This is a genomic window from Paenibacillus sp. FSL L8-0502, from assembly GCF_038593055.1.
In the GTDB taxonomy this organism is placed as follows: domain Bacteria; phylum Bacillota; class Bacilli; order Paenibacillales; family Paenibacillaceae; genus Paenibacillus; species Paenibacillus polymyxa_D.
On the sequence record NZ_CP151958.1, the window covers coordinates 4,870,974 to 4,891,642 of the forward strand.

The following is a 20,669-nucleotide window of genomic DNA, read 5'->3' on the forward strand; positions in this document are numbered from 1 at the left end:
ATTTAAAGACGCCAATCCCAATGATCTGGTCCACTCAGAACAGCTTCAACGGTGTACTGGCTTGCTTCATCGGCAGTAAGCTGTTTGGCCCAAGGTACACGTTCGCTACTTCCTGCACCTGGTCCAAAGTTATCAAACTCTCCAAATCTTGCGGTCTGCTCATTGGATTCCTTGCCCCAATTATTCCAGCCGCCCGGCTTGATATGGTCATCCATATAGGTCTTCAAAAAAGTAACATGAGCGTAAGGGCGCCATGGCCGTCCGAGATCCACCTTGCCTGTCAAGCCATTTTCTGTTGTCAGACGACATTGAATAAATACAAAGCCCGGCTTGTTCTCTTCTGTTGAAGCTGCTGTCACATATCCGGCACGCAGGCTGTGTATGATCGAATTATCAAACACAGCGGGTGCATTGCCAAATATAAAATCTACACTGCCACTGATGTAGCTGTCCTTGAAATACTGTCTGCCACGGTTCACAAGCAACGTATCCTGTAGGCCGGTAATTTTGACATTGTGATACTTACCACGATCGCCTTCGGCATATAACGCTACAGCCTGCACCTGCCCGGTTCCTTCTGTATTGGCAACCGTGACATTCTCCAACACAAAATCAGGACTTTGCACACGCATGGTATAGCTGTTGCTTGTTCCTAATTCTTTTCCATCCACCACGGTTTTGGCCGTATCATCAAAAGCAATGATCGTTTTATCCCGATCTTCTCCGATAATACTCAGGTTTTTCTTAGAGGAATTCACCTTTATTTTCTCACGATACGTACCGTTTTTGAGATGGATAACTGTCCTTGTATTGCTGTCGTCAGGGACTGCGTCAATAGCTGCCTGGAGAGATGTAAAGTCAGCAGGACCATAGGTCGCTACCACCACACTAGTAGGACGAGTTCCTCCTGAGTCTGTCAGGTTGCGGATGGTGACATGGCTGAATTCCGACGTATTGTAATTCCATACATCGTTTTGTGGTTTGGATGCATCAGTAGCCAACCCGAACAATAGCGGTTGATGATCCGGCACATCTATAACCGTTTCACCAACCTTCTCCCAGTTCGTCACACCATCTGCGGACACCCAGCCGGTAACCTTTGGTCCTTGTCGTACCAGACGAACCGAATATGGCGCTGTAATAAACGTCTCCATTGACGCACGTTTCGTCTTACCCTCCGTTTGATCACGACTGATAAGAATACCCTGTTTGCCATATTTAACAAATGCTAAAGACATAAAAGCCATTTTTGATCCAGGCTTCAACGATTCACGAATCATTACACCCGCTTCGGCATTATCATCCACTGGGGTAATATGTTCCACACGGGCTGTAATTTCAGTGTCACCTTCCCATTTTTGATAAGCATAATGGAAAATATCTGCCTTACCGTCAACGTCTCCCGCTGACTTCAGTCTTATACTGCTGCCGCTTGCATCTTCTTTTAAGACCTGAGTATGCCCTTTTATATAACCACTGTGGCCCTCAGAGCCAACCTCCTCGCTGAGCCAGCTTCCTGTTGGTGCAGTCGTGTTAACGTGGATGGTGATAGGATTGGAAAATACGGCAGTCCCTTTGTGATCTGTTACCCGTGCAACAATGTAATGGGTCCCGTCCGTCACATGGTTCCAATTCATTTGATAAGGCGCAGTCTCTACTTTTCCAGCGAGTTTGCCGTCAATGATAAATTCAACATGAGCAATACCATCTTTGTCCTTGGCTGTTGCTGTTATGGTCGCATCCCGGCCTGCTTCCAAAATATCGTTATGCTTTAGTGAACGTCCGTTTGCATCCGACACCTGAACGACAGCCTCTGGATTATTCACCTCATTTCCATTCGACAGCTTCTCAATAAGATCATTTAAATAGACCTCCAGATTCGTATAACCCTTGGCAAAATGAGCATACGCCCCTGTGCCGGCAAGCCCCTGACCGTTACGATCATCTGCATTATTGGGGTCCAGCCCATGGGCACGTTCCCATTCATCCGGCATTCCATCATGGTCACTGTCAGAAAGCTCCGTCGTCGTTACGTTAGAATCGTCATAAATCCACCCTGCTTCACGCGGAGAGTTAATAAATGCACCCGTTCCATTCTTCACATCATTCATAATTCGGGCGTCCACCGCATCTCTTCTTGGCAGCGTGGCTCCTGAGCCGGCAAGCACCTCCGTATATGCGGTTTGTGCATCTGTCGCTTGATATGGACCGTACGCATCGGGTGAGATTCCGTTGTCGTATTCCCCTCTGACTTCAATCGGCTCCGCCAAACGGGTGGACGGATCAATAATGGACCCAATGGATGTGCCAAGCTGCCAGTTGTCTTTCGTAACCGAGTCATTGCCGTACATATAGTTACCACCAATAAAGATGCGTGTTTTATATTTTTTACTACCCACGTCTACAAAAATTTGACCGCGAACGCCCTCATATGTGTTAGGGCCATACTTATAATAGTTATTTAGCACATTATACGATCCTTCACCACCGCCGTATGAGGAGAAAAATCCCCAGTTATAAATGACATTATTGGTCATTTCCACAGCGTCGATTTGTTTTTTATCGGTTGGAAAACGCGGATTACGGCTTGCATTGTGAGCCAACAAGTTATGATGATAGGTGGAATTTCGTCCACCCCATATGCCGCCATAGCCGTGGCGACCTTTCTGGTGCGTAGTCATTAGCATACTTTCGGACGCAATGGACCATTGTACCGTTGTATTGACGTTGTCATACAGGCTCAGTACCTCATCCACCGACCAGCTAAAGGAACAGTGATCAATCATTATGTTTTTATGGTATCTGGCTCCCAATGCGTCATCCTCACTGGGGTAACGGTCGGTCAATCGGAAACGCAGGTAACGGAGAATGACGTTATCTGCTTCAATCCCTGTTGTGTAATCGCTTACAGTTATACCGTCGCCAGGAGCTGTCTGACCCGCAACCGTCAGATTGTTTCCCAAGATCTTAAGTGGCTCCTTGAGATGAATCGTTCCACCCACCCGGAATACGACCGTCCGATTATCGGAGCTGACCGCTGCGCGAAAAGATCCGGGAATGATCTGCTCCCCTTTGCCGTAGTCTGCCAGCGTGGTAACCTCATACACTTCACCTCCGCGTCCACCGGTAACATATTTACCGCCACCCTCAGCCCCAGGAAACGCCGGAATATCCGTCGCCACTTTTGCCCCCTTTGCGTTCTCTGTTCCTACCGCAGTCTCCGCTTGGATTAGTGGCGGGCACAAGGTCAACAACAATGAACCCACAACCACGTTACATAGCACCTTTTTCCACGTACGCTGCTTGCTCATATTCTGTTTCCTCCCTAAGATTTTCTTCCACATCAGCGCATATTTTTATAAAAACACGATCCGAGACGTTCAGAAGCGCCTTCACCTCCTTTCATCAATCTTTTCTGCTTTTATCATTGGCAGGTTGTCATATATACTGTTGATGTATGAATGCGCTTACTTATCTTAATTTGTAAAGGAAGAAGCACATGAATGAAGTGAAAGAAGATAAATATGTCATTGGCGAACAACAATTCTCCATTCATCACATCTATCGTACCGGTTTCACAGTTATGCCCCGGCCTCATGTCCACGAGAACTATGAGCTGTATCTTTTACTGCGAGGCGAACGCATCTATTTTATGAATGGCAAGGTATACACCGCTCGCAAGGGGGATCTGATATTCATCCTTCCTCACGACTTGCACTCTACCGCCAGTACGCAATTGCAGGAAACAGAGCGCATTTTGATTCATTTTTCTCCGACGTTTCTCCCACAGCAGGATCATGACATTCTTGACCTGCCGCCATACCAGCAATCCGCGTTACTTCGCTTACCTGCGAGAGAGCAAGTGGAGGTTGAACGTTTATTCCTACAGATGAATACCGAATGCAGGAATAAGCAGCCTCTGCATGACCGTTGCGTACAGCATTTACTGCTGGAAATGCTTATCCTGGTGCACCGATCGGAAGCAATCGAGCGTAGTGAACCTGTCTCCTCTCATCCCATGCATCAGAAAATCACGGAAATTTCTTCTTTTATTCAGGATCATTACAATGAACCGTTAACTCTCGAACAAGTGGCTGCCTGCTTTTTCATTAGTCCAGCTTACCTAAGCCGTATCTTTCTAAAGTTGACTGGTTTTCATTTCAGCGAATACATCCGCGTAGTGCGGGTCAGGGCGGCCCAAACCAGACTTCGAACCACCAAAGACAAAATCCAGCATATTGCAGAGGATGTCGGGTTCGGTCATGCTTCCCACTTTAATAAAATCTTTAAAAAAATAACTGGGCTCTCTCCTCTTCAGTACCGCAAGCAGGTTCGGTAGATATTCAGTGTAAAGAATTAGACACCAATTTTATACCTCCGCTCTTGTCTTGTTTTTCCATTTTTATATCCACTTGCTCTTTCATGGAACTAAATACAAGCCGCGTTGGAATAAGTAAAATGCACAAAAAAACCATACTTCGCTGCAATGCGTGCACCGAAGTATGGCTATTACATAGTCATTTTACATCTTTAAAATTATAAATTACTCTTTCCATGACCATTATTGCAATGCTTTAATATCCTGAATCAGCAATTCAACATTTTCTTTCTTCGTAGCCCAACTGGTACAGAATCGAACTGCACTATGTGTATCATCAACCTTTTCCCAAAAGGAGTAAGTATATTTTTCACTCAATGCCTTTAGTATACGATCTGGTAAAATCGGAAACTGCTGATTGGTTGTAGAACGGTATTGAAAAGAAAAACCTTGCTCAGATAATCCGTTTTGAAGCAGCATTGCCATATCTATAGCGTGTTTGGAAATTTCAACGTATAAACCGTCTTCAAACAAAGTTTCGAATTGAATGCCCAACATTCTTCCCTTAGCCAGCAGCCCCCCTTTTTGCTTGATCATATATCGGAAATCTTTTTTCAATGTATCATTTAGAATGACTACGGCTTCTCCCATCAATGCTCCAATTTTTGTCCCGCCAATATAAAACACATCGCAAAGCTGTGCTATATCCGCTAAAGATGCATCGCTATCTTCGGCCACCAAGCCATAGCCCAATCGGGCTCCATCTATGAACAGTGGTAAACCACATTCTTGACAGACTCTACTTAATGCTTCCAGCTCTGCTTTGCTATAGATCGTTCCATTCTCAGTAGGTTGGGAAATATAAACCATCCCGGGCTGTACACTATGCTCAGGAGCGGCATCATTCCAGTGAGCGTCATACAAATCTTGTACCTGCTCGGCCCGGATCTTCCCATCTCCGCTTGGCAAAGTAAGTATTTTATGTCCAACAGCTTCAATCGCTCCGGTTTCATGAACGGCCACATGTCCAGAAACTGCAGCAACGACGCCTTGATGCGGACGCAGAATAGAAGAAATGACGGTGGTATTGGTCTGTGTACCTCCAACCAAAAAGTGTACATCCGCATTTGGGGAGTCACATGCTTCTTTAATATATGCTCTAGCTTTTTCACAATGATCATCCACACCATAACCTGGAGTTTGTTCATCATTCGTCTCCAGTAGTCGCTTTAATATGCGCTCATGGGCACCTTCGGTATAGTCGCATTCAAATCGTATCATTCTGTATCCTCTCCAAATTATCCAATTTCTTCTGAATTAACAACATAGAAGCATGTAATTCTTTTATCTCTTCTTCTGAGAGTCCTTGAACTAATTTTAGAATTTGTTCATCAGACCTTTCATTCAGTTGGTTAAAGAACGCCTTTCCTTTAGGAGTCAAACGAATCAGATTTGTTCTATTATCCAACGTTGAATTTTCCTTAACAAGAAAGCCCTCTTTGCAAAATTTAGCAATGATCCTACTCATATAGCTGCGATCAATTTTAAGAGATTCGACTAAAGTATTCGCTATACATGGCTCGATCAACCCGATCTCTATAATGACACGGGCCTCGGTAAAGGAATATCCGCTATCCAGCACATGTCTATCCAAAACACCCAGTATATTCGTATAGAACCGATTAAAACGCCTCATATCCGCTATGATATTAGCATCTATATTGACCATAACTCCCCCTATTTAGTGGACTTTTGCAACAATTATAGTAAAGATTTTTGTGGACTATGTCAATGAAATAAAAAAACCGTACATTAAGACTCTCGCCTAATGTACGATCCTGTATTATATATTTACCTACAAGTTCAATGAACTATCGCTATTTATAGCCTTTTGCTTCTTATGCTTCCGTTTCAGCTTCAGATGAGCTACGACCATATACAGCGTCGGAACTACAAACAATGTTAAAATAGTTGAAAAAATCAGTCCGAAAATAATGGTTGTTGCCAACGGTTTGAACAAGATCTCCCCTATTGTGGCAATAGGAATCATACCCACAATCGCAGTTAGCGAAGTAAGCAAGATCGGACGGAAACGGGCAGAGCATGCCATTAGAATGGCGTCTGTTAAATCAGCGCCTTCACGCCGTGCATCTTCAATAAACTCTATCAACACGATACCGTTACGCACGACGATACCAGCAAGTGAAATGATCCCCATAATACTCATGAATCCAATGGGCATCCCTGAAATAAAACTTCCAAGGATTCCCCCTGCCGCTGCCAGATAAACGGTAGTCATAATAATGAGTGGTGTGGACACCGAGTAAAACTGCATGGTGATCAAGAGGAGAATAAGGAAAATAACAATAACAGCTAATTTGCCCAAGTCCTTAAACATATCAGACTGCGCAGATGTTTCCCCTCCCATCTCCCAGGTGTAGCCTGGTTCAAACTGGGTATTTGTAAGTTTGCTACGGATATCATTAGTGAGTTCTGTAGCCGTACGCCCGTTACCATTGGCTGAGATCGTTACCGTCCGTTCCAGATCATAACGGTGGATTTGTTGGATGGAAAAGTCCGGTTTCATCGTGGCTAATTGGGATAAAGGTATTTGCTCCCGTGCCGCATTGTTCACACTTAATTGTTGGAATAATACCTCAGGATCTTGGTTTGGTTTGTTCATGTATATATTGACATCAAGCAATTCCTTACCCGTATCAAAATCCGTTACATTCACCCCGTCACCCATTAATAGCAAAGTACGCGTTAAATCGGAATAACTAACCTGATATTTATCCAAGGCTTGCTGATTGATTTGGAAATTCAGATTATAGCTTTGCATACCCATATTATCGGTCACATCTACAGCTCCGGGGGTCCCCGCAACCATTTCTTTGACTTTAGTTGTCATGTTTTGCAGCTTATCAATATCTTCTCCTTTAATACGGATAGACACCGCACTGCCGACCGGAATACCTAATTGGGGAACACGAATGCTGATTAATGCAGATGGATATTTAGCTTGTAGCGTATGGGTCCAGTTATCTACTGTTTTTTTGAGATCAAATATCCCCTCTTTTCCAACGACAGCAATTTGGCCGTTGACCGCTCCCCCAGAGCCATGACCGCCTGCAACATCACTATACAGCTGAGGCGCTCCTCCACCTGCCGTTGCCGCCAGCCGCTCTGTTTCTGGCTGTTTTTTGACCCAGCTCCCAATCTCGTTTACAACTTGATTGGTTGCCTGCAACGACGTTCCTTCTGGCATCGTTACGCTAATCGTGGCATCCGCTTGATCGGAATCCGGAAATAATTCAATGGGAACAACAGCAAGTAGTCCATAAGCTGCTGTACCCATCATAAGACCAATAAGCGCTGTTAACAGTGGACGTCGCAGTATTCTAGGCATCCAGTTTTTAGAATACACATTGGATAGAGATTGTATTTGATTCCCCAGAAGTCCAGGTGGCTTAACTGTTTTACTACTCTCTTTACCTTTACGACGTTGATCGTACCATTGACGGAAAATAGGAATAATTGTTAACGACATAATCATGGAAGCCAGCATCGTTAATGAAATAACGGTAGGTATCGGTTTAATAAAGTCACCAATAGTGCCCGGCAGGAATAAAAGCGGGGCAAATGCCGCAACCGTAGCTAGCGTAGCTGTAATGATCGATAAGGATACCTCTTTCGTCCCTTTAATGGCCGCCTCCGTAGCATCTTCCCCAAATTCAGAGCGTCGGCGTTCAATGTTGTCATTGACCACGACGGCATCATCAACCAATATCCCTAATACGATAATTAATCCAATGACTGAAATTTGATTCAGCGTGATTCCTGTTGTGGGTAAGAAAATAAAGCCGATGGCGATGGAAACAGGAATGGCCAAGGCCACAAATGCAGAAGTCAGCAAATTTAAACCTAATGTACATATAACAATGACCGATATAATAGCGATGATCATCTCTTTGGTCAGGTTTCCAAACATTTCATCGACTCGATCATTTTGCGCAAAAAGTAGCTCAAAATGTACATTCTTCGGCAAACCGCTCACAAGTTCATTGATTTTGGCTGTAGTCGCCTTAGATACCGTTGGCACGTCTGTGCCTGTATCTCCGCTCACACTGATCGAAATAGCAGGCTTGTTATTCACATACGTATAACTAGTCGCTTTTTTAAAAACAAGTGAGGCTGTCCCTACATCCTTCAGAGATATCGGGAATCCATCGTCATTGCTTGAAATCTGGACGTTATTTAGAATGGATGGATCGGTAGAGGCATTTACCGTCAGCTGATAAGTACGCTCATTGAAATCCATACTTCCTGTAGGAACTCTTTCATTCTCATTTTTGATTGCTTGAACAACCTGCTCCCAGGAGATGTTATATTGTTGCATCTTTTGTGTGTCTAAACTAATTCGTACTTCTTGATCTGGTATTCCTTGAATATTAACTTGCGAAACACCCGAGACCGTTTTTAATTGATCTTTCCATTTGTTCATCAATTCATTTAACGCGTATAAATTCTCAATTTTATCAGAAGTAATCGCGTATGAACCAATGAAAGAGCTTGTCATGCTATCATTAATAATGGGCTGCATCGCATCTGCTGGAAGCTCAGACTGTGCATCCTGTACCTTTGTACGAAGATCAGCCCACACCTTTGTCGGGTCCGCATCTTCAAAAGCATCTATCATTATACTAGATTGTCCTTTAGATGAAGTGGAAGAAATCGTTTTGACACCTTGTACGGCTTTAATTTTCTGTTCCATGACCTTAGTAATGGTTTGCTCGATTCTTTCGGGTGAAGCGCCTGGATAGATGGTTGTAACACTGGCTGACAAGGGAATAACATCAGGCTGCTCCTGTTTAGGTAACGATGTAAAATTGTAGAGCCCTAGCACAATGCACATGGCGAAGAAAATGAGTGTAATTTTTTGCTTTTTAACGATATATTTAATCATTCGGACGACTCCTCCGATTTCCCAGGTACACCATTCCCAAGTAAATCACCATTAAATAAGGTTCCTGCTCCTTGCGTAACGATTTGATCTCCTGCGTGTAGCCCAGAGACCACTTCGAGCTGATTATTAGTCACTTTCCCCAGTTTAATCGGTGTTTTGACAGCTTTTCCATTTACAGCTTTAAAGACATAAGGATCATTTCCCGTACTAATTACGGCCTCTACGGGCACTAAAAGCGCTTCGTTTTGATTTAGGCTTTTAGATGCGCTGATGACTTGACCAGGCTTCCAATTCAGTTCGGGATTGGGAATGCTAACTTCCACATTGATGCTTCCCGTTTTGGAGTTCGTCGATGGATAGATCTGGGTGACGGTTCCTGTTCTCATTTCATCGTAGAGAGATATATTAACTTTTTGGTTTTTCTTCCACGATAAGATTTCACTGTCTGGTACGGGGAGGAGTACTTTTAAAGTCTTGATATTTCCGACAACAAATGCCTCACTTCCACTGGAGCCCAGTTGACCATCAGATATCTTTTTTTCAATCACAACACCAGTGATCGGGGAGGTTAAAGTCGCTTTTTTCAGTGACAAGGATGACTGTTCATAAGCAGCCAATGCATCCTCATAGGTAGCCTGTGCCTGAGCTTTACTGGCTAGCCCTTGTTGTATAGTAGCCCTAGCCGATTCCAGCCCTGCTCTGGCCTGATCTACGCCGGCCGAAGCTTGGGCACGCTGTTCCTGGGATGCCCCTGCAAGCAAAAGAGACAATTTCTCTTGCGCATCACTTAAGCTTTTTTGTGCGTTTGCTAATTCCAGCTGCGCATTCTCATTTTCCGTTAAAGATACCGCACCTGCCTGGAATAGACTTTGGGAGCGTGCGGCATCCGCTTTCTTCTTGTTATAATTATTAGTTGCTACAGTAACCGCATTTTGAGACTGTGCTATCTCCTGCTTTTTGGCGCCATTGTTCAATTCCTGCAATTTCGATTGGGCCGCATTGACCTGGGATTGCGAACTATGAATGCCCGCCTGTGCCGATTGGACAGAAGCCTCCGCTTGGCTAACACCAGCCTTTGCCTTTTCCATGGTTGCCTTTGCCCGATCCAGCTGCAACTGGTAATTGGATGTATCTAGCTTCGCAAGGACACTCCCTTTTTCTACTGAATCCCCAACCTCAACCATAGTGCTCAATATACGTCCATCCGCTTCAAAGGAAACATTGGCCTCATTACTTGCCTGCAATGTCCCCGCCAAATTAAAATCATTGGCCAAAGGTTTCATTGCAAGTTTCTCCACTTTCACCGGGTGACTGGCTTCTGTTACAGAGTTCTCCGTTGCACTGGAGCAACCGGAAGCTACGATAGCTAATGCAACCCCTGCAATCATTATCCTAATTCCTTTTTTCTTCAACTTCATGTCATCCTCCCTGATTCTCTCTTCTAAAGGTGCTATCAGCAACCCGTGGGTCAAGTAAACCTTTTCATCCTTTTTTCATGTTATAACAATGAACAAACAAAAAAATCGTACAAAGGGGCAAGCACCTTATGTACGACTGGGCAAATAAATAACATATTTTCAGTTATTATTTCTAAAGCTGTAAAATACCACGTTCCAACGAAACAGCAACGGCTTCAGATCTGGAATCAACACCAAGCTTGTTATAAATATTCGTTAAATGTGCCTTTACGGTACGCTCGGAAATTCCCATATCAAACGCAATTTCCTTACTTTTAAAACCATGTGCAACAGACTTTAATATATGTCTTTCCTTATCAGTCAGAACTAAGTTTCTTTCATGTGACTTTGCCTCAGCTTCTCTCTTATTCGTGGCAGCAAATACCCTTGCTGTTATTTCTGGCTGAAGCAGCGTTTCACCCCTTAGCGCAGACTCAATCGTGCGAAATAGGTTTTCCCGACTGGTATCTTTCAACAAATATCCTTTTGCTCCCAAAGAGAGTCCTTTAATCATTAAATCATCTTCGTTATAGGTCGTCAGGATAATGACTGGCGTTTCATTTTGTTTTTCTCTGAGGGCCTTCATGGTTTCCAAACCACTCATTTGCGGCATATATAAATCCAACAGGATGACATCCGGCTGAAGTTCTTCGATCAATTTAAGAGCCGTTACACCTTCTCCAGCCTCACCAATCACTTCATAGCTGTCATGGGTCTCCAGCACCAGCTTTAATCCTTCTCTAACTACCCAATGATCATCGACGATTAAAATCTTGTATTTCATAATAGGTCTCCTTTAGTAAGAGGCGCCTCTATTTTTATAGCCGTACCTTCTTGAAATATACTGTTGATATTTATTTTTCCACCCAGCATCCGTACACGTTCATGTATACCTATTATTCCGTAATGCCCTGTTTGCTTGGCAATAATATCCGTATCAAATCCTTTTCCATCATCACGAATCTCGATTTCAATCTTGCCTTCGTTATCCAAAATACTTATCCATACAGTATTCGCATGTGAATGCTTTGCTACGTTGGTTAAACACTCGCTTATAATAAACAATCCATGTTCGAACACCAGTCTGGGAACCGAAGCTTTAATTTTGATGTTGCGGATTACACGAATGCTCGTAGCCATTGTGAATCGCTGTATTTCTTCCTCCACGGCTTCTGCAAAATCAACTTCCGAGATGGTTTTTGAACGCAGATTGTCTATAGCTCGCCTTGAATCAGACAATGTTCTTCGCACTTGTGACATCGATTGTTGGACGATCTCCTGAGCTCTTTGCGTACTTCCTTTTGTCAGATGAGCATCAATGGCTTCAAGTTGCATGATTAGCCCAGCAAGTCCCTGCGCCAGCGTATCATGAAGATCACGGGCCATACGTTGTCGTTCGTTAGCGATTGTAAGTTCTTCGACCTTTTGATGTGCGATTTCAAGTTCTTTAAGAACGTTTTGCGTTCGGATTCGTGCTTGAACTTGTTTGAGAAAAAGAATGGCATAAGCTACTATAACAACTGCAATGAGAAAAAATAGCGGGATGAACAATACAAATTGCCTGCCATCATTATGCCAGACTACAGCCACACAAAAAAGTACATAGGAAATCAAAAATACAAGAATGACCTTAAGCGGCTTGTAATAAATACCTATACTCTGACCCACCAAAATTGGCATTAACCCAACCAGCACAATGGAGAAACTGTCAGGTAGAAGAAATGCACTTGAAAAGATCAATCCCCCTTGCACAACAAAATAAGCCCATGAAAAATATTTTGCAACTCTTTGAGCATGCAAGTACAAGAGGATGTGTAATATGACGATTACAGTAAATAAGACACTTTGCAGCAGATTTAGACCACTAGACAAATGTTGAAGAATGACAGACTCACTATAAATTATAAAAATCCATATTATAGTTAATACTTTTGAAATATCTTTCTTCTCAAATTCACCTTCACTTTCACTTATTTCCGGATCTACATTCTGGACCTGTACATTGAATTCATCGTTCATAATTCCCTCCTACAATTCTAAATTCGGCTTTTCGACTTAATAGAGATAATGGCACTATGACGGCCTAGTCCATTTAGTTTGAACAGAAATCATTTATATATTATTTTACAAAAAAACGAAAAGAAAAAAACGTACACATGGGCAGCTTCACTTGTACGTTTGGGCATTGAATACTTTTTGTTTGATACCATCCAAGTTATGCGTCATATAAAAAGCACGCAGCAGGTTATCCTGTGCGCGCTTGACCACTTACTATTCTTCTTCCAACTCATCTGGTACATCGTATTTATTGATATGTGAAGTCATTGCTGCAACAGCTTCGCTGGCATCCGTTGTGGCCGGTACTTCTCTGACCACATCATCCGTCTGATCACGAAAGTTCAAACGATCTGCCTCAATCTCTTTCTGTTGGTTCGGTTTCATTTTTCACGTCGCTCCTTTCTATTCAAGGGTCTGATCTCGTTCTGTTAACGCGTACAAAGGTACTTCCCGTTCTTCTTCCGGGTTGTTCAGCGCATAGATCCGTGCCGTCTCACGCTGTTCATTCACATGCTGAATATAAATGGGTAGCCCATCACACAACACATTCGCCATTATGGAAGAAGACGCTATTTCTTGCGCTCTTTGAACATTCACTTAGAAAAAACCTCCCTTGCTAAGTAGAGTTCCCCCTTACTATGCACGAGGTAAATATTTGTTATACATATTTCATGCCAACATGTGTTTCACGATCTTGAAAGGATATCATTTGAAAAAATAAATATTATTGTTATTATGGATTGAGAGATTCAGTGAAAACTGCAATCTTAATTGTAGAGAAAAGGAGTAATGATGAATGTTAAACATATTAATGGTTAACTTTCCGGCAGAAGGACATGTGAACCCTACGATTGGGATGACGCAAGCCTTTGCAGCACGAGGGGACCAAGTACATTACATTACAACTGAGAAATACAAGGACAGACTCGAAGCAGTTGGAGCGAAGGTTCACCTGCATTCTGATCTGGTCAGGACCGCTTCTATTGATTCCAATACTCCGGATGGGTTGAGTGCATTTATGAAAATTCATATTCAGACTTCGCTGGACATATTAGCAATTACTCAGCAACTGTCTAAAAGCATTGATTTTGACTTTGTATTCTATGATAGATTCGGAGCTGGCGAGTTAGTTAGAGACTATTTGAAAATCCCTGGTATTGCTTCCTCCCCATCTTTTCTGATTTCACAGAATCGGATGGCTACCAATCTCTTTCGCTTTAATGAAAAAGAGCCGTTTCAACTTGATGAACATGCCACGACCTCACTGCAGCTCATGAAAGAAAGGTTCGGTGTTGCTCCCGAAAATATGGTTCAATTTATGAGCAATACAGGGGCTTTGAATGTTGTATATACCAGTCGATATTTCCAACCAGACGGTGAACAGTATGGTGACGAGAATCTCTTTATTGGTCCCAGCTTTCCAGAACGTAAAGGGGAAAATTCATTTCCACTGGACAGACTAGAGGATAAAAAGGTTTTGTATATTTCGATGGGAACTGTTCTGGACCATACTGAAGACTTTTTTAACACCTGTATTGAAGCTTTTTCCGATTTTGAAGGTATCGTCGTGATTGCAGCTGGCGAGAAAGCTGACTTTACGAAAATCAATCCGGCGCCAGAGCACTTTATCATCTCGCCCTATGTTCCCCAATTGGAGGTATTACGTCATTCAGATGTGTTTATTACTCATGGTGGAATGAATAGTGTAAATGAAGGAATTCACTTTAACGTACCCTTGGTTGTACTGCCGCAGGACAAGGATCAGCCCATGGTCGCGCAGCGGTTAACAGAACTTCAAGCTGGCTATCGCATAACCAAAGACCACATCAATGTACAATCGTTAAGAGATGCCGTACATGAGGTACTGTCGAACGCAACGTATAAAGAGGGCGTACAAAAAATAAATGATAGCTTCCAGCAATCTGGCGGTACAGAAGAAGCCCTCGCAAAAATTGATGCCTATCTTCAAAATAAGCTTGTGTAAATCACACGATTACAATTCTACAAAAAAACAGGAGCCCTGACCATCAAGGGTCGGGTTCCTGTTTATCATGCATTTCTATGTGGAGATATCCCACTTCTGAAACGAAGCCATCGTACACTTTCCGCTCGTGAACGCTCGAATGCCTGTAGATTCTGCTCCCGGATACACTCTTCCTGTGAGGACGTATTCACCGTCGCCGATGAATATTTCCACCGAGCTTTTATCGACAAAAATCCGAAGCTCCAGACGGCCCTCGTTTAAGTTTAAAGGCACTCTTCTCTCTCCGCCCGGGCCTATACCTGCACGCTCACGGTTAAAACGGAACAGACCGTCATCGGGACGATACGAGAGTACAGTCTCCTCTTCGTCGCCCACTCGCAGCTTCAAGCCGAATTCATTGGTGTTACTGGCTTCGAACTCAAATACCGCCTTCAGTTCGTAGCTATCTCCGAACGTTTCCATGATCTGCTCGCCTGTCAGCAAGATATCCCGCTGTTCGAACAGATTGGATCGGTAATTTTCCACCTCTTCAAGCGGACGGAACAGCAATCTGTCGTGGTCGATAACCGCTTCCCGCGGAAGACTCATTGCACCCGCCCAATGGTGCCCTTGCTGGGTCGGCATCTCCGACTCCCACATATCCATCCATCCGATGACGATTCGCCGCCCTTTATCATCCAAGGTTGACTGCGGGGCATAGAAATCGAATCCGTGATCTACCTGAGCATACCGCTCTGCCGTAAATGTTCCAGCCTCCGCATTGAAATCACCTATACCGTACATGGTGGAATGCAGATTGCGGTATGCTTCTCCCTGAGGGGGCATGCGCTGTGGAGACAGCATAAATACGTGCCGACCGCCAAGCGGGAACAAATCCGGACACTCCCAATTATCGCCGAAACGTCCGTCACTCACGGCTAGTACATTGACATACGTCCAGCTTTTCAGGTCTTCAGAACGATAAAGCAGTACAAGTCCGTTCCCTTGGGCATCATTAGAACCAAGAACGGCGTAATATTGATCTTCGTGCCTGAACACCTTAGGGTCACGGAAGTCTTTACGGCTGATCGTGTCCGGTACGGCGTCATAACCGATGACCGGATTGCCCTCCCACTTTTCGAATGTCACCCCGTCCTCCGATACTGCAATCCCTTGTGACTGCTTGTAATCCTGATCCTTGTCAGGCCCGGTTACAACATGTCCGGTATACATCAGGACAAGCTTCCCGTCCTGCTCTATCGCACTGCCAGAGAAGCAGCCATCCTGGTCGAACTCGCCGTCCGGTGCCAAAGCGACCGGTAGATAATCCCACTTCATAAGATCGCGGCTGACTGCATGTCCCCAGTGCATCGGTCCCCATACTGATTTATACGGGTAATGTTGATAGAACAAGTGATACTGCCCGTTATATTGAATGAAGCCGTTCGGATCATTCATCCAGCCGAATTCAGCCATTAAATGGTAGTTCAGCCGATAATCCGGCCGAAGCATATGCTTCGATTGGGAAATAAATTGATCTGCACGCTCTCTCGTATACGTTCTAGTCTGTTTGATAAGGCATCCTACTCCTACAATTATTTAATCGAACCTTGCATAACACCCTGAATAATATACTTCTGGGCGAACAGATAGATGATAATGATCGGAAATATCGTCAGTACCAAACTTGCCATCAATGGACCATAATCCACTGTATAGGTTCCATAAAAGTTATACGTGGACAACGGAAGTGTCCTTTGCTCCGGATCGACCAGAATGAGGGAAGGCAGCAGAAAATCATTCCAGATCCACAGCACATTGAGAATGGAAATGGTGGCAGTCGTGGGCATCAGTACCGGAAACACGATCCGGAAGAATGTTTGAACCCGCGTGCAGCCGTCAATTAGCGCCGCTTCCTCCAGTTCTTTTGGAATACTCTTTACGAAACCATGATAAATGAAGACGGCCAGCGAGCTACCAAAACCGATATACATATAAATCAGCGACCACTTACTGTTCAGCAGATCAAGTGACCCGTAGATTTTCACCAATGGAATCATGATAGCCTGGAATGGAATGATCATGGATGCAACCATCAGCATAAATGTATATTGGTTGAACTTGGTGTTGTTTCTGACAAAATAATGAGCCGTCATCGCCGCAAACAGCGATATAAACAGAACGCTTAACACCGTTATGACCAATGAGTTGGTGAAGGCAGCGATGTAATTCATTTTATCAAATGCATTCATATAATTGACCATACTGAAGCTCTCTGGAAGCGATAACGGATTTGAGGTGATGGCCATGTTTTCTTTGAACGAATTGATCAGCAGAAAGACGAACGGTACGATGAACAATATGAGTATGACTGTCAGCACAATGAATTTGATTACGGAGGAAGCAACTCTTTTTCTTGTCATTACGCCTCCACCTCCAACTTCTTACTAAAATAAACCTGAAGCAGAGTGATGAGAGCAACCATCAGGAACAACACGAATGCTTCTGCTTGCCCCACACCATAATCACGGGAAAGGAATGCCTTTTCATACACATGCATCGACACCATTTGAGTACTGCTGAACGGCCCACCTTTCGTGAGCGCAAGGTTCACGTCATAGACCATAAATCCGCGTTGCAGGGACAAAAATATACATACGATGAAAGAAGGAACCATCAAGGGCAATACCATTTTCCGCAGTCTGGTCCAGCTGTTTGCCCCATCAATGCTTGCGGCCTCCATAATATCATTCGGCACACCCGTCAATCCCGCGATGTAAATGACCATCATGTAACCCGCGTTCTGCCACACCGTTACAATCACGAGTGCCCAGAACGCTTTGTCGGGATCAGCCAGCCAAGTCGTGCTGAGCGACTGTATACTGGCATGTTGTCCCAAATAGACAAGCACGTTGTTGAATATAAACTGCCAGATAAAACCGAGTACAATGCCCCCGACAAGGTTGGGCAGGAAAAATCCTGCCCGGAAAATACTCTGCCCTTTTAACCCTTTAGTCAGCACATAAGCCAGCATAAAAGCGATCACATTGATAAGAACAACGGTATAAAACACATACTTGAGCGTCAAGCCGAATGACTTCCAAAACTCGATATCTCTAAAAACAGCCAGATAGTTTTGGATGCCTACCAGCGATAGTGTGGTGGAAATACCATCCCAGTTTGTGAACGTCAGATAGATGCCATACAAAAATGGAATAATCATTACCGTTATGAAGGCAAACAAGGTTGGGCCCGTAAACAGTAGCCGCGTCCGCAGCCGGTTCCATACTCCTTTTTCCGTAATCATGATGATCCCTTCCTTTGTTTCGGGTTTCTCTCTCTATTCCAGGTAATTTGAAAACAACCTTATTTAACGGTTTTCCAGTAGTTTTCGATTTCTTTAACCAGTGTTGCACGATCTCCCTGTTTCGCCAGATACTTTTGCATGGAAGATCCTGTCTTAGACCAGTGGTCCGCAGGCAGCATGCTCATCGACTGCTCTGACTTGCCTTTTGCAATATAATCCTGGATGGACTTGCCAAGCGGGTCGGCCGCAGGTAGTGTAATATTTTTGAACGCCGGGATAATGTTCGCTTGGTTCACGAGGAAATCCTGGCCTTTCTCATCATATACGATCCAGTTCAGGAACTTCTTCGCCGCATCTTGCTGTTCCGGAGTAGTCTTCTCCTTGTCAATAACAATGCGCTTGGATACAGCGGACGAAATCTCCTGATTGCCGTAGTCATCGGCATTGTTACTGATGGGTACAGGCAAGAAACCATATTCTTTGTTAGCCGTATCAAAACTGTTGATTTGCGGCCATGCCCAGTTGCCCATGAACCAAATGCCAACTTCACCTTTGCCGAGCAGCTCCGGTCCGCGTTCATAAGCTCCTGCTAGCGGAGAAGCCTGATCGATGTTGTATTTCATCATGAGGTCGAATGTATCCATAAGTCCGTTAAATACAGGATTATTAGCCAAGCTAGCCTGGCCCGTTTTTAGTGACGCCATGAATTTGTCCACTTCAGCCATGTCTTTGTTCTGGCCTGCATAAGCAAGAGGCAAATAATGAGCGCCCAGAGACCAGTCCATTGGTGAAATCACCAATGCTTTCTTACCAGATGCCTCAATTTGCTGAAACAGTTTTTCAAGGTCATTTCGGGTTTTAATTGTGGTAGGATCAAAGCTTCCGCCTACCGCTTTATCTACAACGGCTTTGTTGTAAATGAATCCGTAGCCTTCAACAGCCAGCGGAAACGCGTAATTTTTGCCGTCAACCGTCGTAGCTGTGGTAGCGTTTTCAACTGTGTCCTTATTCCACTTTTCTCCGCTCAGATCGAGGATACGGTCCTTGAACTTCTCCACATCACCTGTATCTAGCATGATCATGGTCGGCGGGTTTCCGGATGCGTACAAAGCGGAGGCACGCTCAAAAGGCGACCCACCAGTCGGAACCGGTTGGATTTCAACAGTAATACCCGGATTGTCTTTCTGGAAGGCCTTAGCGGCTTCCTCCAGCTGTGGAAGGATTTCGCCTTTGGAGTTCAAAAGCGTAATCTTCACATTTTTCGAATCCCCTGATCCCCCTCCAGAAGCCGAATTACCTTCTCCACCGGAGCCACCACATGCAGACACCACCATAACTAAAAGAAGCAGCATTACCATCCATTGAACTCTTTTGAATTTACTCACTGTTGTCATCCCCTTATTTATATAATGGCTCTGAACACTTAAATAAAACGCTTACAAACGGATTATATGTCAAAGGTTTAACCTGTGTCAATCGTTTGACATGTTATTCCCTTAGCATGTACTAAAAAAAATCTGTTCCCCTTGTTAGAGGAACAGATTTTCATTCAGGTCGTTGCACGCTCAATTAGTTCAACAGGCAACAGATTGACAGGTTGTACCTGCTCCCCCTCCGCCTGCCTGCGGATCAGCTCGACCGCCAGCCTGCCGATCTCTGCAATCGGCTGTCTTACCGATGTAAGTTCCGGCGTCAGCCAGGAAGCAACACTTACATCATCGAAGCCTACAATACGCACATTCTCTGGCACATGCCTTCCAGCGCGAATATATTCTTTCAGCGCAAAAGCAGCAATAATATCACTTGTTGCGAACACCCCATCCACATCTGGATGTTCATAAACGAGTTTTGAAATGATCCGCTCGTACTCCTTCTGGTCGAACACATTCAAGTCCGTTTGAACAATCACATGCTGGACATTATGCTTACCCACCACATCCCGGAATGCTTTGGTCCGCTCATTGGACAGCATGTTCAGCTCCAGATTTCCGCAGATATGGGCAATTTTCCGGCAGCCTTTGCGAATGAGCAGCTCCGTAGCCAGCTCGCCTCCGCGATAATTATCCGAGGATATGTAAGGAATATACGGGTCAATCTGCCTATCAAACGTCACGATCGGTGAATTCAAATGTCGGTACTCTTCTACTTCTAATGTATGGCTACCCATAATGATGCCATCCACCCGGTTCCGCTTCAACATATCAATATACACTTTCTCTTTCACGGGATCCATATGTGAATTGCACAGCAGGACCTTGCAGCCATGCTGATAGGCGTAATACTCAACCTGATTGGCAAGCTCACTGAAGAAAGGATGCGAGACATTGGGAATAATAAGGCCAATAATATTGGACTGCTTACGTAGCAGAGATCGTGCTATTTCATTTGGTTGATAATTAAGTTCCTCCATTGCGTCGAACACTTTTTTGCGTGTAGTTTCGCTGATATATCCCCGGTTATTCATTACACGGGATACGGTGGTGACCGACACGCCCGCTTTTAATGCTACATCATGAATTGTCGCCATATGAACCTCTTCCCGTACAAAATAAATACATACAAACTATACTCTCTCCCCATCATTTCAACAACTTTACATA

Annotated in this window: 16 protein-coding genes; 2 read left to right on the forward strand and 14 right to left on the reverse strand. The window is 44.2% G+C overall.

Going from position 1 to position 20,669, the window contains the following annotated elements; translation table 11 throughout:
* Positions 1-2: 2 nt before the first annotated feature.
* A complete protein-coding gene (locus tag NSQ57_RS21430; protein ID WP_342425273.1) occupies positions 3-3,311 on the reverse strand; it encodes a pectinesterase family protein in 3,309 nt (1,102 codons plus the stop codon).
* A 188-nt stretch (positions 3,312-3,499) separates the two neighbouring features.
* On the opposite strand from NSQ57_RS21430, the gene NSQ57_RS21435 reads away from it, so the two are divergent.
* Positions 3,500-4,339, forward strand: coding sequence for an AraC family transcriptional regulator (locus tag NSQ57_RS21435; RefSeq protein ID WP_029519347.1), 840 nt, complete (start codon positions 3,500-3,502; stop codon positions 4,337-4,339).
* Between the two features lie 222 nt (positions 4,340-4,561).
* Here the strand turns inward: NSQ57_RS21435 and NSQ57_RS21440 are convergent, their stop codons facing one another.
* The 8 genes from NSQ57_RS21440 to NSQ57_RS21475 form a co-directional block, all read right to left on the reverse strand.
* Positions 4,562-5,599, reverse strand: a complete 1,038-nt coding sequence (locus NSQ57_RS21440) for a low specificity L-threonine aldolase (RefSeq protein WP_029519348.1) — start codon at positions 5,597-5,599, stop codon at positions 4,562-4,564.
* Positions 5,586-6,047 carry a MarR family winged helix-turn-helix transcriptional regulator gene (locus NSQ57_RS21445; protein ID WP_029519349.1) on the reverse strand — a complete coding sequence of 154 codons (462 nt, stop codon included), beginning with the start codon at positions 6,045-6,047 and terminating at the stop codon, positions 5,586-5,588. Before NSQ57_RS21445 ends, NSQ57_RS21440 begins: the two co-directional genes overlap by 14 nt.
* Positions 6,048-6,173: 126 nt before the next feature.
* Positions 6,174-9,284 carry an efflux RND transporter permease subunit gene (locus NSQ57_RS21450; RefSeq protein ID WP_342425274.1) on the reverse strand — a complete coding sequence of 1,037 codons (3,111 nt, stop codon included), beginning with the start codon at positions 9,282-9,284 and terminating at the stop codon, positions 6,174-6,176.
* Positions 9,281-10,702 carry an efflux RND transporter periplasmic adaptor subunit gene (locus tag NSQ57_RS21455; RefSeq protein ID WP_340933254.1) on the reverse strand — a complete coding sequence of 474 codons (1,422 nt, stop codon included), beginning with the start codon at positions 10,700-10,702 and terminating at the stop codon, positions 9,281-9,283. Before NSQ57_RS21455 ends, NSQ57_RS21450 begins: the two co-directional genes overlap by 4 nt.
* 172 nt (positions 10,703-10,874) lie before the next feature.
* Complete coding sequence (locus NSQ57_RS21460) at positions 10,875-11,525, reverse strand: response regulator transcription factor (RefSeq protein WP_069011601.1); 651 nt, start codon at positions 11,523-11,525, stop codon at positions 10,875-10,877.
* Positions 11,522-12,760, reverse strand: a complete 1,239-nt coding sequence (locus NSQ57_RS21465) for a sensor histidine kinase (protein ID WP_209949869.1) — start codon at positions 12,758-12,760, stop codon at positions 11,522-11,524. Before NSQ57_RS21465 ends, NSQ57_RS21460 begins: the two co-directional genes overlap by 4 nt.
* Before the next feature lie 252 nt (positions 12,761-13,012).
* Complete coding sequence (locus NSQ57_RS21470) at positions 13,013-13,183, reverse strand: hypothetical protein (protein ID WP_013373210.1); 171 nt, start codon at positions 13,181-13,183, stop codon at positions 13,013-13,015.
* 18 nt (positions 13,184-13,201) lie between these two features.
* Positions 13,202-13,396: an H-type small acid-soluble spore protein gene (locus NSQ57_RS21475; protein WP_016820419.1), complete on the reverse strand. Its 195-nt coding sequence runs from the start codon at positions 13,394-13,396 to the stop codon at positions 13,202-13,204.
* A 199-nt stretch (positions 13,397-13,595) separates the two neighbouring features.
* Here NSQ57_RS21475 and NSQ57_RS21480 point away from each other — a divergent pair, with 199 nt between their 5' ends.
* On the forward strand, positions 13,596-14,783 hold the full coding sequence (locus NSQ57_RS21480; protein ID WP_029519354.1) for a macrolide family glycosyltransferase: 1,188 nt from the start codon (positions 13,596-13,598) through the stop codon (positions 14,781-14,783).
* 75 nt (positions 14,784-14,858) lie between these two features.
* Here the strand turns inward: NSQ57_RS21480 and NSQ57_RS21485 are convergent, their stop codons facing one another.
* From NSQ57_RS21485 to NSQ57_RS21505, 5 genes are all read right to left on the reverse strand, one after another.
* On the reverse strand, positions 14,859-16,274 hold the full coding sequence (locus NSQ57_RS21485) for a glycoside hydrolase family 32 protein (protein WP_029519355.1): 1,416 nt from the start codon (positions 16,272-16,274) through the stop codon (positions 14,859-14,861).
* 83 nt (positions 16,275-16,357) lie between these two features.
* Positions 16,358-17,185: a carbohydrate ABC transporter permease gene (locus tag NSQ57_RS21490; protein ID WP_029519357.1), complete on the reverse strand. Its 828-nt coding sequence runs from the start codon at positions 17,183-17,185 to the stop codon at positions 16,358-16,360.
* Positions 17,185-18,069 (reverse strand): sugar ABC transporter permease, encoded by an 885-nt coding sequence (locus NSQ57_RS21495; RefSeq protein WP_029519358.1) that lies wholly within the window; start codon positions 18,067-18,069, stop codon positions 17,185-17,187. Before NSQ57_RS21495 ends, NSQ57_RS21490 begins: the two co-directional genes overlap by 1 nt.
* 59 nt (positions 18,070-18,128) lie before the next feature.
* Positions 18,129-19,454, reverse strand: a complete 1,326-nt coding sequence (locus tag NSQ57_RS21500) for an ABC transporter substrate-binding protein (protein ID WP_029519359.1) — start codon at positions 19,452-19,454, stop codon at positions 18,129-18,131.
* A 164-nt stretch (positions 19,455-19,618) separates the two neighbouring features.
* Entirely contained in the window at positions 19,619-20,596 is a 978-nt protein-coding gene (locus NSQ57_RS21505; protein ID WP_069011602.1) for a LacI family DNA-binding transcriptional regulator, read from the reverse strand.
* Between the last annotated feature and the right edge of the window lie 73 nt (positions 20,597-20,669).